The 11,616-nt window shown below is 64.1% G+C and carries 10 protein-coding genes; 7 read left to right on the top strand and 3 right to left on the bottom strand.

The genetic code is table 11. The features are described from left to right. The first annotated feature begins 87 nt into the window (after positions 1–87). Positions 88–552, top strand: coding sequence for a response regulator (locus C7402_RS45480; RefSeq protein ID WP_116615227.1), 465 nt, complete (start codon positions 88–90; stop codon positions 550–552). Positions 553–655: 103 nt separating this feature from the next. On the opposite strand, the gene C7402_RS45485 is transcribed toward C7402_RS45480, so the two are convergent. Continuing rightward, on the bottom strand, positions 656–2,068 hold the full coding sequence (locus tag C7402_RS45485; protein WP_116615228.1) for a DUF2252 domain-containing protein: 1,413 nt from the start codon (positions 2,066–2,068) through the stop codon (positions 656–658). Between the two features lie 157 nt (positions 2,069–2,225). Next, positions 2,226–2,927 carry a TetR/AcrR family transcriptional regulator gene (locus C7402_RS45490; RefSeq protein WP_116615229.1) on the bottom strand — a complete coding sequence of 234 codons (702 nt, stop codon included), beginning with the start codon at positions 2,925–2,927 and terminating at the stop codon, positions 2,226–2,228. Between the two features lie 107 nt (positions 2,928–3,034). On the opposite strand from C7402_RS45490, the gene C7402_RS45495 reads away from it, so the two are divergent. The 5 genes from C7402_RS45495 to C7402_RS45515 all read left to right on the top strand — a co-directional run bounded on the left by C7402_RS45495 (position 3,035) and on the right by C7402_RS45515 (position 9,403). Further along, a complete protein-coding gene (locus tag C7402_RS45495) occupies positions 3,035–3,934 on the top strand; it encodes a TauD/TfdA dioxygenase family protein (protein WP_244315116.1) in 900 nt (299 codons plus the stop codon). A gap of 31 nt (positions 3,935–3,965) precedes the next feature. After that, on the top strand, positions 3,966–5,399 hold the full coding sequence (locus C7402_RS45500) for an aldehyde dehydrogenase family protein (RefSeq protein WP_116615230.1): 1,434 nt from the start codon (positions 3,966–3,968) through the stop codon (positions 5,397–5,399). 72 nt (positions 5,400–5,471) lie between these two features. Continuing rightward, positions 5,472–6,758: an MFS transporter gene (locus tag C7402_RS45505; RefSeq protein WP_116615231.1), complete on the top strand. Its 1,287-nt coding sequence runs from the start codon at positions 5,472–5,474 to the stop codon at positions 6,756–6,758. Between the two features lie 95 nt (positions 6,759–6,853). After that, positions 6,854–7,996: a porin gene (locus tag C7402_RS45510; RefSeq protein ID WP_116615232.1), complete on the top strand. Its 1,143-nt coding sequence runs from the start codon at positions 6,854–6,856 to the stop codon at positions 7,994–7,996. A gap of 252 nt (positions 7,997–8,248) precedes the next feature. Beyond that, positions 8,249–9,403: a transporter substrate-binding domain-containing protein gene (locus C7402_RS45515; protein WP_116615233.1), complete on the top strand. Its 1,155-nt coding sequence runs from the start codon at positions 8,249–8,251 to the stop codon at positions 9,401–9,403. Between the two features lie 89 nt (positions 9,404–9,492). Here the strand turns inward: C7402_RS45515 and C7402_RS45520 are convergent, their stop codons facing one another. Further along, the gene (locus tag C7402_RS45520; protein WP_224045184.1) at positions 9,493–10,545 is read right to left on the bottom strand and encodes a hypothetical protein; all 1,053 of its coding nucleotides are present in this window, start codon (positions 10,543–10,545) and stop codon (positions 9,493–9,495) included. A gap of 258 nt (positions 10,546–10,803) precedes the next feature. On the opposite strand from C7402_RS45520, the gene C7402_RS47545 reads away from it, so the two are divergent. Beyond that, positions 10,804–11,121, top strand: a complete 318-nt coding sequence (locus tag C7402_RS47545) for an FAD-dependent oxidoreductase (protein WP_208949106.1) — start codon at positions 10,804–10,806, stop codon at positions 11,119–11,121. The last annotated feature ends 495 nt before the right edge of the window (positions 11,122–11,616 follow it).

The following is an 11,616-nucleotide window of genomic DNA, read 5'->3' on the forward strand; positions in this document are numbered from 1 at the left end:
AGTGCCTAATGTAGTGGCCACGGTGACGAAAGAAAAGCGCTCTGCCCGAAATTGCCCGAAAGGGCAGCGCCGTTGCCCGAAGTCCCTATGGTTGCGCTGCGCATTCTGGACAACGATGCATCAATGACCCGCATTGCAAGGGTCACGTCAACACTCAGTCAAAGCATTTTGGGGTGGCGCATGGACGGAGAACCCCACCTGATCGTGATTCTCGAGGACGACAGTGGTCTGCGCAGCGCCATCGAGCGCCTGTTCCGCCTGTCCGGATTCAAAACGCGATCGTTTCGTAGTGCGGAGGAATTGGGTGCCGCCGATTGTGCGTCGTCGGCGCGCTGCCTGATCGTCGATGTGCAGCTTCCGGGCACTTCCGGTCCCGCATTTTATGGAACGTTGCAGTTGCCACGGCCGCCGGCGGTGTTCATCACGGCGTATGACGAGCCCGCTACCCGGCGGCCCGTTGAGGGCTCCGGGGTGCACGCGTTATTGACCAAGCCGTTTTTGGGCGCGGCGCTGCTCGGCGCGGTGAACGAGGCGATGCAAGGTGGAGATTGAAGTGCGGCTTTTGAACAACAGCCACGGCTCGCACGTTCGAGCATGAGCCCGCCGCGCCGGAAGCCGGACTGGCGACACGGTGGCCGCCAGCGAATGCGTGGCGTCACACGCGGAAATCGGCTGCCATGTCCTCGTCGGTGCGCGCTTCCAGCTTGCCCGTGCGACACGCGCGTATGAACGTTTCATAATCTTTTTCGTTCTGCTCGGCATAGGCGAACGCATAGTCGACCAGCGCCTCGGCGAAGCGCTCGCCGTTGCCGAGATAGGCCGAAATTTCCACCGCCTTGCCACCGGCCTTCGCGTGCGCGCGGGCGAGCGCCCAGCCGCAGAAGCGCGCATAGCCCTGGAGCACCACGTTGCTCATGCGTTCTACTTCCGCCGAAACCTTCATGTCGCGCAACTGCCGGAAATAGAATTGGCGTTTGGCCGGACCCGTGGTCCAGCCGAGAAAGGCGTCGCTCGCGGCCTGCAACAGGCGCTGGCCCGTCACCACGCGCTGCCCCTGATGCTCCGGCCCCGCGGCCTTGAAATAGCGCGCAATGACCGATTCACGCGCCTCCTTCACCTGGAGGAACAGCGGCTTGCCGTAGCCGTCCACCAACAGCAGCACAAGGCAGAAGGTGCCCACGCTGCCGACACCCACCACCTTGAAGGCGATGTCCTGCAACTGAAACTCGTTGATGAGCGCGCGCCGCTCGGAGGAGAGGGTGCCGAGGTAATCATCGAATGCCGCGGCGAGCTTGCCTTGCCAGGCCTCGGTATTGGCCCACGCTTCTTCTTTGCCGAGCAGCGTATTCGGACCGCCGGGATGAAACAGCGCGGGCGGGGCGTCCTGAATGGTCCAGCGACCGTTGGCCTCGACGGCCATTTTCGCGAGCATGCTTTCATTCGTGCGGCCCGCCGCTTTCTCCTTCGTCTTAATGAGCAGGCGCTTGCCTTCTTCACTGGCGGCGGAGTCGATCATGCGCTCGAAGGTGACGATGTCGTGCCAAAGCTCCAGCGTGCTGCACCGCGAATACTCCTGCATGCGGTTGCGATATTCGAGCACGCACGTGGAGACCAGGTCGCCGATCGTGCCGCGCCCAACGCCCATGTGCTGCCCCGCAATGGCGAAGCTCGCGGCGAGCCGCTTGACGTCCCACTCCCATGGGCCGGTGGCGACTTCGTCGAAGTCGTTGAGATCGAAGACGAGTTGCCGCTCGGGCGTGGCGAAGCCGCCGAAATTCATCAGGTGAGCGTCGCCGCAGATCGGAAAGACAATGCCAGTGTTGACGGTTCCGGCCAGATCGTGAGCCTGGAGTATTGCGCTGCCGCGATAGAAGGTGAACGGCGAAACCGCCATGCGCCCGTAGCGAAGCGGAACCAGCGACTCGACACGGCCCGCGCTGTTTTGCTTGAGCAGCGCCACGGGGTCGCGCTCGGTGTCGCCGGTCTTCGCGTGCAGCGAGCGTTTTGCCTGCTCGCGTGCCTCGCGGCCGATTGCCTGCCGGCTTTCCAGACTCTGGATTTCCGCCATTTGCGCACCTCACGGTTTGTTATCCGAAACGTTATCGCGCAGCCCGCAGAAGCTGCGGCTTGCTGCGAAAGCGGCTCCCGGAAGCTGGAGTCGGCGAAATTCAGTCTAGCATCGAATCGTTCGGAGGCGCGCTCAGAATAGCCCGCGCGTGCGCCCCTCAGCGCACGGCGTCCGCTGCGACGCAAGCGTTGGGACCAACGACATAGAGCGCGACCATCTGCGTGAGCGCGTCGGTCATGGCCGGGTCGGCGAGATGCAAGGGTCCGGGGTCATTCAGCGCCGCGTTCACCATCGTCGCGATGGCCATCTGGAAGCCGATTCTCAGCTTTGCGGGCACCTCCGTGTCGCGCCGCAGCTCGGGTAGACGCGTGAGGCGTGTCGCGACCTCGTCGACGAATCCGCGCCCATATTCCTTGAAGGGCTGCCACCCGTCCGTCGTATGGTCGCGGCGCTGAAGCGATGCGCGGATCACGCCGCGGTGCGTGAGGTGCCAGACACGCACGGCGTCGATCACGAGGCGCAGGCAGTCGGCCGCCTTCAACGGGCTGCTGTCGTGACGGTCCATTTCGGTGGTGATCGTTTGCAGCGCGCGCGCCGCGTCGTCGAGCGCGAGCCGATGCAGCGCAAGAAAGAACGCGTCCTTGCTTTCGAAGCGGCGATAGAAGGCGCCCTTCGTGAGGTTGGCCTGGCTGCAAAGATCGTTGATGCTGAGCGCCTCGTAGCTGATTTCGGCGAGCAGCGCGCGGCCCGCCTCCAGCAAGGCATCGGCGGAACGCTGGCCGCTGCGGTAGCGCGGCGCGACGAAGCCGTCGCCGCTTTCCAGCGACTCCGACAATGGCTTTTCAACGTGGCGTGGCATGGGAAAACCCTCGGTTGACCGGCCAAATGATACCCAATAGCATCTCTTAAAACGATACCCGTCGGTATCTTTTGTCGATCGGGTTCGAATCACTCATGGAGAGAGTCATGCAAGCCATTACCGAAAGTCCTTCGCAGGCGGGTTCGGCGGCCATCGAGGCATCGTTCAGCATCGAGCCGATGTCGCCGACCATTGGCGCCGAAATCGGCGATATCGACCTCACGCGGCCGCTCGACGACGGCCAGTACGGCGCGCTGCGGGCCGCGCTGCTCAAGCACAAGCTGCTCGTGTTCCGCGACCAGGACATCAGCGCGGCGCAGCAGGTCGCGCTTGCGCGGCGCTTCGGCGAACTGGAAGTGCATCCGGTCTTTCCGCATCATCCCGAGCATCCCGAACTCGTGATGCTGGGCGGCGACAGCAAGATTCCGGGCCGCGAGAACGTCTATCACTCGGACGTCAGTTGGCGCGCCCGGCCTTCGATGGGCTCGATGCTGCGCTGTATCGAGTGCCCGAAAGTGGGCGGCGACACCATCTGGGTCAACATGGCCGAGGCGTATGCGCGGCTGCCCGAGGCCACGCGCACTGCGCTGGATGGCCTCATTGCCGTACACGACCTGCTGCCCGCGTTCGGCACGCGCATGACGCCTGAGGAGCGCGAAGCGCGCCGCGCCGCCTTTCCGCCCGCGATGCATCCGGTCGTGCGCACGCACCCGGAAACGGGCGAGCGCGTGCTGTATGTGAACGAGGCATTCACGACCCATCTGGCGAACTACATCGAGAAGCACGAAGTGCGCTTCGGCTTCGACTTCCGCCTCGCGGAAATGGACCTGCTGCAATACCTGTACCGCCAGGCCGCCGCGCCCGAATATCAGGTGCGCCTGAAGTGGCGGCCCAACACGATCGCGTTCTGGGACAACCGTTCTACGCAGCACTACGCTATTCAGGACTACTTCCCGGCTCGTCGCAGCATGCTGCGCGCGACGATCATTGGCGACGTGCCGGTTTGAGCGCGACACGGCGGAAAGCTTGGGAGACCAAATGAAGCTGATCGATCAGGAATGGCGCACGCCACAAGGCGCGGAAGATCCCGTTGCCGCGCGCTTTGCGACGCTGCGCGCGGCATTTGCCGCGGCGCCGTATCCGGACTACACGCAACGGCGCGCCACGCTGCGGCGCTTGCGTGACGCGCTGCGCCGCCATGCCGCCGACTGCGCGGCGGCCGCTGCCGCGGACTTCGGTGTGCGCGCAACCGACGAATCGATGCTCGTCGACCTGCTGCCCTCGCTGCTGCACATCGACCATCTGTTGCGGCATTTGCGGCGCTGGATGCGGCCGTCGCGGCGCTCGCCGGAACTGCTGTTCAGCACCAATCGCGCGGCGGTGCAGTACCAGCCCAAGGGCGTGGTCGGGATTGTCGTGCCCTGGAACTTTCCGTTCTATCTCGCACTCGGGCCGCTCGCAACCGCACTCGCCGCGGGCAATCGCTGCCTGATCAAGACATCGGAATATGCTCCCGCGTCGTCGCGCGCGTTGCGTGCGCTGCTTGCGGACGCGCTCGGCACGGACGAGGTCGATGTCGTCGAGGGCGACGCACAGTGCGCGAAGCGTTTTTGCGCGCTGCCATTCGATCATCTCGTGTTTACCGGGTCGCCGGCGGTGGGGCGCGAAGTGATGCGCGCCGCCGCCGACAACCTCACGCCCGTCACGCTGGAGCTGGGCGGCAAGTCGCCGGCGCTCGTCTCGCGTTCGGCCGATCTCACGCGCGCTGCGCGGCGCATCGTGCACGGCAAGACGGTGAATGCCGGCCAGATTTGCGTGGCGCCCGACTATGCACTGGTGCCGGCTGAATCGGTCGAAGCATTTACGGCAGCGGCAGCGCGTGCCTTCGAAGGATGGGTTGGCGACGGCGCGCACTACACCTCGATGATCGACGCACGCGCGCACCGCCGCATGCACGATCTCGTCGAAGACGCGCGCGCGCTCGGAGCGAAGGTAACGGTGTGCGGGTCGTACGGCAGGGAAGGGCGCCAGGTGCCGCTGCATATCATCACGCACGTGCGGCCGCAGATGCGCATTGCCCGTGAGGAGATTTTCGGGCCGCTGCTGCCCGTGATCGATTACATGACATTCGACGATGCGCTCGACTATGTGCGCGGCGGCGAACGCCCGCTCGCGCTGTACTGGTTCGGCACCGATGCGAGCGAAAGCGCGCGCGTGATGCGCGAAACGCACTCCGGCGGCGTGACGCTCAACGACTGGGGCTGGCACGCGATGAATCACGCGCTGCCCTTTGGCGGCACGGGCATGTCGGGCATCGGCAACTACCACGGCGAGGAGGGCTTTCGCGAGCTTTCGCATGCCAAAGCGGTGTTCGCCGAGCATCGCTGGTTTCCGGTCGAACTGTTCCACCCGCCCTATGGCCGCGCGGTCCAGCGCGCGGTCTTGCGCTGGTATTTCGGCAAACGCGCCTGAACCGCGCCGCTCTCGCCACGCACGCTGCCGTTCCCGGCAGCATCGCGCGTCTCACTTCGGGAAAACACAAGCATGCAACCCACGTATCAACCCGCACGCGCCTGGTTCATGGCGGCGATGCTGTTTCTGCTCGTCGCGATCAATTTCATCGACAAAGTGGTGCTCGGTCTCGTCGCGACGCCGCTCATGGCGGAACTCGGCCTCTCGCCGGCGCAATATGGCCTGCTTGCCGGCAGCTTCTTCTTCCTGTTCGCCGTGACTGGCGTGGCGGGCGGCTTCCTCTCGAACCGCTGGCCCACGCGCTGGCTGCTCCTCGCCATGGCGCTGCTGTGGGCCGTCGTGCAACTGCCGATCGCGTACGGCTCGTCGCTGGCCACGTTGATCGCCTGCCGGGTGCTGCTCGGCGCGGGCGAAGGGCCGGCGCAGCCCGTTGCGATTCACGCCTGCTACAAGTGGTTCCCGGATGAGCGACGCAATCTGCCGGTATCGGTGTTCCAGCAGGGCGCCGTGCTCGGCATGGTCGTGGCGGGCATTGCCGTACCCTGGATCGACGTGCGATGGGGCTGGCGCACCAACTTCGTCGTGCTGGCCGTGCTCGGGTTTGCCTGGGCGATCCTGTGGCTGGCCGTCGGGCGGGAAGGGCCGCTCGATGCGCGCGCAACGAACGCCACGGACCGCAAGGGCACGGAGGGCAATGCACCGCGTATCAGCTATCGTGCGCTGCTGGCCGACCGCACCGTGGCCTGCATCATTGCCTTGCATTTTGCCGCTTTCCTGACACTTGCGCTCGTGCTCACGTGGTTGCCTGCGTATCTGAATCAGGGGCTCGGGTATGCGCCACAGCGCGCGGGCCAGGTGTTCGCCGCCGTGCTGGTCGCGAGCGCGCCCGTGGGTCTCGTGCTCTCCGCGTGGTCGCAACGCATGATGACGCGCGGCGTGCCGTCCCGCATTGCCCGCGGCGCTTTCGTATGCGCTTGCCTCGCCGTTGGCGGCGTGCTGCTCGTCGTGACGGCGGTCTGCGATTTCGGGCCGCTCGCGAAGGTCGTGCTGATCGCGCTTGCCATCGCCACCACGCCGATCATCTATTCCCTCGGCCCCGCCATGGTCGCGCAAATCGCGCCCCCCGCACAGCGCGGCGCCGCGCTCGCGATCGAATATTCGGTGGCGTGGATCGCGGGCATCGTTGCGCCGCCCGTCGTGGGCTGGCTCATTCGCGGCGCGCACGACAACGTGGCGGTGGGCTTCGAGCAGGGCCTCCTGCTCACCGGGGCGCTGCTCGTAGTGCTCGCACTCGGTGGTTTCGTTGTGCTCAACCCCGAGCGCTCGCTGGAGCGATTGGCGCGCCGCATGACTGCCTGATACGGCGGTTTCACGCCGCGTCCTCCACCGCACGTGCCATACATGCAGAATTAATAAGTCATGCAGAATATTCAATAATCATGAAAGGAGACTAGATGCAGTCCAGCAATACAAAGCAGTTCAAGCTCCGCAGGGCGGCGCAATTGGCTTTCGTCGTGGTGTTAGCGGGTTTTGGCACGGCGGTGCGCGCGCAGTCGTCGGTGACGCTCTACGGCTTGATCGACACGGCCGTACGCTACACCACGCACGCTAATGCGGCCGGCGGCGACAAGCTTCAACTCGCCAACGGCGGCTTGAGCGAAAGCAACTGGGGGATGCTCGGAGCGGAGGATCTGGGCGGCGGCAATCGCGCGATCTTGCAACTGGAAAGCCGCTTCTTTCCGAACTCCGGCATGAGCGACCCGGGCTATCCGTTCTTCAACACGGCCTATATCGGTCTACAGTCGTCCACATTGGGCCGGCTCACGCTGGGCCGGCAAACCAACCCGCTCGCCGACGCCGTGCTGAAGACCTATGTGAGCGCGTCGTGGTTGCCTACGGTCTACCAGTTCCGCCCGGAAGTCGCCATGGCCCAAGGGGTATGGGCCAGCAACATGGCCAAGTACATCGCGCGCTGGCAGGACGTGACGGTTGAACTCTCGTACGCGTTCGGCGGCCAGGCGGGCGCATTCGGCGCGGGCAGCCAGATCGGCGCGTCGATTACCTATATTCCGCAATGGCCCTTGCGGCTCGCCGCCGGCTATCTGGATTCGCGCGACGCCGTCAACGGCTCCGCGCACTTCAAGGCGTGGACGGCCGGCGCCGCCTACACGTTTGCCGAGACGACGGTCAACTTCGGCTGTGCGATGAACCGGCAGGATGCGGGCTTCGTGGGCAATTTCCCCAACGGTCCGTTCACGGCTGCGCAGCTCACGGCGCTCAAGTTCAACACGTTCTCGTCGCGCGAGATGTTCTTTGGCGGTGTTTCGCAGCAGGTCGGCGACAACACGCATTTCTCGGCCAACGTCTGGCGCACGCTACAAGACGGCAAGGCGCAGAGCGGCGACGGCAACGCCACGCAGTTCCAGTTGCTCGCCGATTATGACCTCTCTCGCGCGACTAGTGTTTATGCGGAAGCGGACTACTCGCTCTATCGCGGGGGCCTCGTCGGGGCGCAGTTGCAGGGCTTCGTCGGCATGAGCGCGGCGGCGAGCACCACGCAACTCGGCATGATGGTGGGCCTGCGTCACATGTTCTGAACGCAAGGGCGCGTGCTTGCCGCTTTGGCCGCTTCTGCCGCTTTGGCAGTTTCACGTTCTGGTCTTTCCTCCCTTACGAACGCATGAATGGGCGATTCCCAGAGGCCTCTCGCGAGCGAGCATCGATAGGGCGTCAGGGCAAGCCGTTTGCCCTTTGGGGCAAACCTGGCGGGATCGCTTTGTTTTTGTCGAATCAACCGTTAGATTAGGCGGGGAACATCTCATAGACGAACTCCGCGTGCGGGCGGCGCAATGAACAAGACGAATCCTTGCTGGGCATTGTCCATTTTCGTTGTCGTTCTTTCGATTCTGCTGGCACAACTCGCCAGGGCCGACGAGGCGGCGGCGTTGCCTGCCGGCGCTGCGGCTCCCGTCGTTCCCCCGAACGGTAACGCGACGGCAACGCGCGATGGTCCATTGCGCGTCGCCATCGCACCTATCGCACCTTTCGTGGTGCCGCAATCGACGCCGCCGCAAGGGTTCAGCATCGATATCTGGAACGAAGTGGCGCGGCGCATGCGTCGGGACTTCACGTGGCGTCCCGTTGCGACGCTGCCTGAATTGCTCGCCGCCGTGCAGCAGGGCAATGTGGATCTCGCGATTGCAGCAATCACCATGACACCGCAACGGGAAGGGCTGGTGGACTTCTCGATGCCGTACTTCGATTCCGGCTTGCAGATCATGGTCAGGGCGCGCGACGACAACTCCTTCATGACGACGGTTTCGTCGATTCCGTGGCGTGCCATCGGCCAGTTCGTGGCGATGACTGCCGCCGTTATTTTTCTGCTCGCCAATCTCGTCTGGCTTATGGAGCGCAAACGCGACAAGAGTTTTCAGAAGCCGTATTGGCGCGCCCTTGGCGAGGGGCTGTGGGTGACCATGCTGATCATTGCGACCGGCGAGCACGGCGAACGCGATGCGCCGGGCGTCTGGAGGCGCATGCTCGTGCCGGCGATGTGGCTGATCGGCGTCGTGCTGGTCGCCCAGTTGACGGCGACGGTGACTTCTTCGCAGACGGTGGCGCGGCTTCAGTCGAGCATCCAGGGTCCGGACGACCTTCCGGGCAAGCTGATTGCCACGGTGCCCGGCACGGTCGCCGCCGATTACCTCAGGCAGCGCGGCCTGCCGTTCGTCGACATCCATAGCGCCGATGACGGATTCCGCATGCTCATGCGCGGGGACGTGCAGGCCATCGTCTATGACGCGCCGACGTTGCAGTACTGGGCCGCGAGGACCGGCAAAGGCGTGCTTGCCGTGGTCGGGCCGGTTTTCCGGCCGGAAAAGTATGGAATCGCTTTGCCGAACGGCAGTCCGCTCAGAAAGGCCATCAACGAGACCTTGCTCTCCATGTACGAGGATGGCACGTACGAGCAGATCTACAGAAAGTGGTTCTCGTCGAACCAATAGGCATAGGGCCTCGATCCGGGCAACCGTCACGTACGGGAAGCCCGGCAGGGCGGCCTTTTCTCGGAGCCGGCGGTGCCCGCCGTGGCTGCCTACGGCGAAGTTTTAGCTGCTGCTGTCTGCCGTTGGCTGGCAAGCTCCGCCGATGAATAGTAAATCAGCGGATTCGGCATGCGCGTCGGCGTGGCGCAGGCTTCGATTGCGTGTGCGTGCGGCGGCGGGCACGCGGCCAGATCTTGCAGCATGGCCTGGGTGCGTTCCTGATAGCGCGCTGCGGTTTCCCCCGACGATGGCAAGCCGCCTGGCGTAATCAGGCGCATTTCGATCTTGCGGATCGGCACGGCCGCAGCAAAGGTGCTCTCGTATTGCAGCACGACGCGCCGGTTGCTCAAGTCGACGGTGGCCAGCACCATGCGTGTGGGCACCGGGATGACCGCCCCCGAGCGATAGCGCAGCAGCACGTAGGGAACGAAACGTTGCGGCAGTTGCAGGTCGACGCGCGTGCCGGCGTCCGCGCGCACGCGCAGTAGCGCTCCGTCCGGAATGTAGCGCTGGGTTCGCCAGCCGCGTGTCACGCGTTGAGCACCGACGCACGGCGCGTAGAAGAACTCGGTTTCGTCGGCGTCGTGGCCGGTGTATATCATCGCGCCATCGTTGCGCGCCGACAGCGACTTGATGCCGATGTTGCCGCCACGGGAAGAGACCGCGGCAAGCGTGCCGCCGCGCACGAACACGCCCGTGTAAGGAAACCATGTCGTGCGCTGGTTCACCACCGCGCCAAAGGGCTCGCACGCGGTCGACATCGTCTCGCCCTGCATATCGGCGGCGCCAGGTACGGGCTCGCTCGAACGCAGATCCAGCAGGCGCAGCTTGCCGGGCGCGTCGATGGCGAAGGTCGCCTTCACGTGCAGCGAATAGTACGCGCCGCCCTGATCGTGGCCTGTGTATAGCTGGCTGGCGAGCGGCGTGAGGTTGGCGACTTCGGGTTCAAGGGACTGTGACTGCGAGGGCGTCGCCGGGGCGCAAGCGGCAAGCGCGAGCGCCACGCCAGCCGCGAGGGCGACGGTGCAACTGGACGTCGTTGGCGGTCGCCGCCGACACGGCTGCAACGCCTGGCGCGTTTTTGCGAGGAGCAGGCCGGTCAACGAGGGGAATCGTCTGACGGAATGGGAGGTGATGGGATTTCGGCGCTCGCTCATTTCCGCCTCGAAGTGGGTAGCAGGAATGTCATTGTCCAGGAACGCGCGAATCGACGGCGGCTGCTTGCCAAACGATGCAGTGAGCACGGGGCGGGGCCTTCCGGATGCTGCGCCGCGTGTCTGGACGGCCAGGCCCATGCAGTGCACACTGCCGTGCGAAATTCACAGAACACGGATAAGCAATATGGACTCCAAAGGAATGGAATGAGAACGGACGCGATCGTGCTGGGCGCGGGCATCGTCGGCGTGAGTGTTTCGCTGCATCTGCAAGCGCGCGGTGTGCGCATCACGCTCGTGGACAGGCGCAGACGCAAGCGTCATGCCGCGACGCGCTTGCCAGGCGCTCGTTATGTGCGGATTGCTGATCGTGTTTGCGAGCGTGGCTGGTTCGGCCAGAATCTGGAGCCGGGAAGGGGACATCCGGATGACAGGAAGACGTGCCATATGCTCTCACCGGGCCGTGGAAACGCAAAACTCGCTGAATATGCTGCTCTTTTTGGACACCGAGTACACGGGATATGAGCAAGCCGTCCCTCAACTAATAAATCTTGCGCTCGTGACCGAGGACGGAAAACGTGAGTTTTATGTGGAGATTGCTGATACATGGCGCGCAGCGGACTGCACCGAATTCGTAAAACGAGAGGTTCTGTCGCTGCTCGGCGGCCCGTGCCGTGCAACTGTACCGGCCCGTGCTGAACTACGTGCGTGGATTGCAGAGTCTCCTCGCAAGGTGCAAGTAGCCCGACCGAAGGCTTCACCATGCTCTGGCTGACGCTCAGGCGTATCGCCGCGGATGGTTGGCCTGGATGACGCGATTGGGTAGCCTTACATGGCAACTTTACGTATGAGCACTCGCGCGCAGTATCGAACCATATTACTCAAACTTAATTTTACATAATGCAAATTAGCGCATTTTTATAAATGTAGCGGCTAAGTTATAAAGTCCGCTTTTAGCCAAGTTCAGATGTCCGCTTCGCGTTCATCGTAAGCTTGCCGCCCGCTGGAGATCCAGCTTCG

The organism is Paraburkholderia unamae (assembly GCF_003096875.1).
In the GTDB taxonomy this organism is placed as follows: Bacteria; Pseudomonadota; Gammaproteobacteria; order Burkholderiales; family Burkholderiaceae; genus Paraburkholderia; species Paraburkholderia unamae.

What these genes read in the sequence shown, in the direction of transcription:
- C7402_RS45480 (WP_116615227.1), top strand. Translation starts at nt 88, where the DNA reads ATGGTTGCGCTGCGCATTCTGGACAACGATGCATCAATGACCCGCATT.
- C7402_RS45485 (WP_116615228.1), bottom strand. Translation starts at nt 2,068, where the DNA reads ATGGCGGAAATCCAGAGTCTGGAAAGCCGGCAGGCAATCGGCCGCGAG.
- C7402_RS45490 (WP_116615229.1), bottom strand. Translation starts at nt 2,927, where the DNA reads ATGCCACGCCACGTTGAAAAGCCATTGTCGGAGTCGCTGGAAAGCGGC.
- C7402_RS45495 (WP_244315116.1), top strand. Translation starts at nt 3,035, where the DNA reads ATGCAAGCCATTACCGAAAGTCCTTCGCAGGCGGGTTCGGCGGCCATC.
- C7402_RS45500 (WP_116615230.1), top strand. Translation starts at nt 3,966, where the DNA reads ATGAAGCTGATCGATCAGGAATGGCGCACGCCACAAGGCGCGGAAGAT.
- C7402_RS45505 (WP_116615231.1), top strand. Translation starts at nt 5,472, where the DNA reads ATGCAACCCACGTATCAACCCGCACGCGCCTGGTTCATGGCGGCGATG.
- C7402_RS45510 (WP_116615232.1), top strand. Translation starts at nt 6,854, where the DNA reads ATGCAGTCCAGCAATACAAAGCAGTTCAAGCTCCGCAGGGCGGCGCAA.
- C7402_RS45515 (WP_116615233.1), top strand. Translation starts at nt 8,249, where the DNA reads ATGAACAAGACGAATCCTTGCTGGGCATTGTCCATTTTCGTTGTCGTT.
- C7402_RS47545 (WP_208949106.1), top strand. Translation starts at nt 10,804, where the DNA reads ATGAGAACGGACGCGATCGTGCTGGGCGCGGGCATCGTCGGCGTGAGT.